We start from the raw sequence: 3,783 nt of genomic DNA, 5'->3' as shown, positions 1-3,783 counted from the left end.
GGTTTTGACCATCCAGAGCTCGAGCTGGGATTGATAAGGGTTCATGCCAACAGCCGCAGCGGCATCACTACTGCCAATGCCCTGTTTCCGTACCTTCAGCCATTCTTCCCGGCTGAGACCCTTGTTGGAGACCAGGCGCAATGCCGGTCGCTGTTTCTGAATTGTGTTTGCACTCATGCCCATGGCGTTTTCTCCAGACATAAAAAAGCCCACCAGAGCACCAGGCTCCGGTGGGCTTTATGGCGGTTTTGGGATTTGTAAGGTTGGCTCAGGCCACAAGTGACATGGCCTGCTCTAATGCACGGTTCTTCATGGCAGCACCGGTACCGAACCAGGCGGAATCCAGGCGGTGGTCGACAGTTTTGGCACGGCGCTGGTGATCGATGAATTCCGTCACCGCGTTCAGCAACCCATAGGCCGTACCTTCAGATGAAGCCAACATGGCTCCCATGCCCCCGCCTTCATAGAGGGATAATGCTTTGGCCATGGATCGCTCGTTAGTTTTGCCAACACCACTTCCGGAATCATCGGTGAACACCTTCAGGAAGTAGTTCCTGGCCTCAGTAGTCTTGACCTTTCGCTCACTCAGGGTCTTCAGGCGGTACATGAAGTCGTCCCAGGCACTTACCGAAATACCAAGCTGCTTTTTCACCAGATCCGCATCAAAGGCCGTGTTGTGCTTCACCTTGACGGCGTTGGCATTAGAGCCCTTCAGCGCAACAGCCAGCGTGTTGTTGCAAACCACACGGATACTGGTGAACTGGGCAGTGGTTGCCATGGTTCCGTCGCAAGCGGTGGCCAGCAGAACGTAGGCATTGGTTTGATCGTTGCCCTTGAGCATGCCGGATTGGCCGGTGCGGGCCAGAGCCCACATCTTGCGGCCACCTTTCAGAACACCAGCTGTTTCCAGCTCAAAGCCAGACACCTCGGTCAGATCCCGATAGAACTCCAGAATCTCATCGGGCTGAACCACCTTAAAGCGGTTACCGACGACCGACAGCGGAGCCTTGGTATCCGAGCGGTAAAGCACTTTGGAATCCGGGTAGGACAGGATTTCACCTAAGCTGCCACTGGAATTGGTGACGAAGCGGACAGGACTTTCCTGAATCTGCCAATCCAAGCCCGCTTGTTTTGCCCAGACCTCCAAGGGCTGATTCGAAGTCAGTTCGTTCCCCAGGCCATGCCAGGGGGTTTGACCAACGTAGGCCATTTGTTCAATGAGATGAGCCATTGTTGTTCTCCTATGGAATTTGCGAGTGGAATCAGCGGATATCGTCGCGGGAGTCGGGATCGGTACTGAAGGAATAGCCGCAATCAAGGCAGCGAAGGTTGTCCAGCACACGGTCATCCAGGACATCGCCCAGAATCACGCCAGCGGAAGCGCCAGTGGCACCACCCAGCAGCGCACCAATGACGGCACCGCCGATACCGCCAACAGTCGCACCGATAGGACCGGCAACGATACCGAGGGCAGCACCCGCTTGGGCTCCGGCCGTGGCAGCCGCATAGCCGCCGTAGGTACCGGCAGACGCGCCGACCACACCAGCGGTTTTCTTGCCGTAGTTGTTCTTGCCAATCCGCCGGGACAGGCAGTTGGGACATTGTTCGGACATTGGGAATTACCTCTGTGAATTGGGAGGGAAGGCACTGTCAGTGCCCTGGTTCACAGGGGTGATATAGGTTTCAAATTCGATGGAATCATGAAACATGAGAGACATAGATCCCGTTGCGTCTTAAAGCCGTACCTCTCGCCCGTTTGGTCAGACTAAACTTGAGGAAATCGACTGCTCGCTAAGGTCGCAAAGCGAACGTTCAGGCAAATAGATTTTGGAATATGCGCAGTAGACGGGTAGGCACTCTGCGAATGATCGTGATAACCGGTAAAGACGTGATAGCAAGGTGCCAGGCCGAATCTTGGCACCTTGCTATCGGCGTTACTCACCAAGAGTTCGCTGTTTCCAGAGATAAAAGAGCACAGGAATCACCAGCAGCGCCAGAATGACAGCGGAAATCATACCGCCCACCATAGGTGCCGCAATCCGGCCCATCACCTCCGACCCTGTACCGGTGCCAATCATAATGGGCACAAGCCCCCCGATAATGGCGGCCGCCGTCATCATGATTGGCCGAACCCGCATACCGGCACCGTGTAGTACGGCATGGCGGAGGGTTTCTCGCCTTGGCGTCAGCCCTTTGTCATCACACGTTTCCAGCATTGCGTTATAAGCCTGATTCAAATACACCAGCATGATCACCCCAATCTCTACCGCAACGCCGGCCAGCGCAATGAAACCGACACCGACGGCTACCGAAAAATTATAACCAAGCAGATACATCAGCCAGATAGCACCGATCATCGCAAACGGTAGCGTGCCCATAATAATCCCCACTTCGGCAAAACGGCGGAAGTTAAGAAACAGCAGGATGACGATGATGGCCAGCGTTAACGGCACCACATAGGTCAGTTTTTCCTTCGCACGGAGCATGTACTCATACTGACCAGACCAGTTGATTGAATAACCGGGAGGTAGATCCAGCTCTTCACTCACGGTAACCATGGCCTGTTCAACATAGGTGCCTACGTCGACACCCTCAATATCCACAAAGGTCCAGCCGTTCAGGCGGGCATTCTCACTCTTAATGGCCGGCGGGCCATCCTCCACGCCGATCTCCGCCACATCTGCCAGGGCAATGCGCTGGCCGGATGCGGTCACGATGGGCAGTTGCTCCAGCTTCTCGGGCGAATCCCGGTAGTCTTCCGGATAACGAAGATTAATGGGATACCGCTCAAGTCCCTCGATGGTTCTGGAAACGTTGATTCCACCAATAGCGGAGGCCACTACCTGCTGAACATCAGCGATATTCAGCCCATAACGAGCGGCACGCTCACGATCAATATCCACCTTGATGTAGCGGCCCCCAGCGACTCGCTCAGAGTAAACGGAGGCTGTACCGGGGATGTCGACCATGACTTCCTCAAGGCGTTTACCGATGTTCTGGATGACGGTAAGGTCCGGACCGGCAATCTTGATGCCCACCGGCGTTTTAATACCCGTTGCCAGCATATCGATGCGCGTGATGATCGGCATAACCCAGGCATTGGTTACCCCCGGGAACCGAATCAGAGTATTGAGCTCCTGCTTCAGCTTTTCGGTGGTCATGCCTTCCCGCCATTGATCCCTCGGCTTGAGCTGGATGAAGGTCTCGATCATCGTCAATGGAGCCGGATCGGTAGCGGTATCCGCCCGCCCCACTTTGCCGAACACGGTTTCGACTTCGGGTACGGTGGCAATCAGCTTGTCCGTTTGCTGCAACAGTTCCCGAGCCTTACCAATGGAGATGCCCGGGTAGGTGGTGGGCATGTACATCAGGTCGCCTTCATCCAGTGGCGGGATGAATTCACTGCCGATTTTGGTGGCTGGCCAAAGGCCCACAGCCAATGCCAGCAACGCAACAATAACCGTCGTTTTCGGGAAGCGTAACACCAGCTTCAGCACCGGCATATAAACGCCAACCAGCAGGCGGTTCACGGGGTTCTTGTGCTCCGGCAGCACCTTGCCGCGAATGAAATAGCCCATCAGCACCGGCACCAGCGTCACCGCCAGGGCCGCACTCGCCGCCATGGCGTAGGTTTTGGTGAACGCCAGGGGAGAAAACATCCGCCCTTCCTGCGCCTCCAGGGCAAACACCGGCACAAAACTGACGGTAATGATCAGGAGCGAGAAAAACAGTCATCACGCTGCTCTCCACTCTTTCCCGGTTGCTCTGCCTGGTGGTTATGTC

The 3,783-nt window shown here is 55.6% G+C and carries 3 protein-coding genes and 1 pseudogene; all 4 read right to left on the bottom strand.

Going from position 1 to position 3,783, the window contains the following annotated elements; all coding sequences use genetic code 11:
* Positions 1-177: YqaJ viral recombinase family protein (locus AAC035_RS19455; protein WP_339806769.1), on the bottom strand; the 177-nt coding region annotated here is incomplete at its 3' end.
* A gap of 91 nt (positions 178-268) precedes the next feature.
* Positions 269-1,231 (bottom strand): DUF932 domain-containing protein, encoded by a 963-nt coding sequence (locus tag AAC035_RS19450; protein WP_273096605.1) that lies wholly within the window; start codon positions 1,229-1,231, stop codon positions 269-271.
* Between the two features lie 31 nt (positions 1,232-1,262).
* Entirely contained in the window at positions 1,263-1,613 is a 351-nt protein-coding gene (locus AAC035_RS19445; protein WP_273096602.1) for a hypothetical protein, read from the bottom strand.
* 321 nt (positions 1,614-1,934) lie between these two features.
* Positions 1,935-3,731, bottom strand: a pseudogene (locus AAC035_RS19440) (efflux RND transporter permease subunit); the annotation flags it as partial.
* Between the last annotated feature and the right edge of the window lie 52 nt (positions 3,732-3,783).

The sequence above is a fragment of the uncultured Marinobacter sp. genome (genome assembly GCF_963974375.1).
Taxonomy (GTDB): domain Bacteria; phylum Pseudomonadota; class Gammaproteobacteria; order Pseudomonadales; family Oleiphilaceae; genus Marinobacter.
This window is presented reverse-complemented; position numbering and strand designations above follow the sequence as displayed.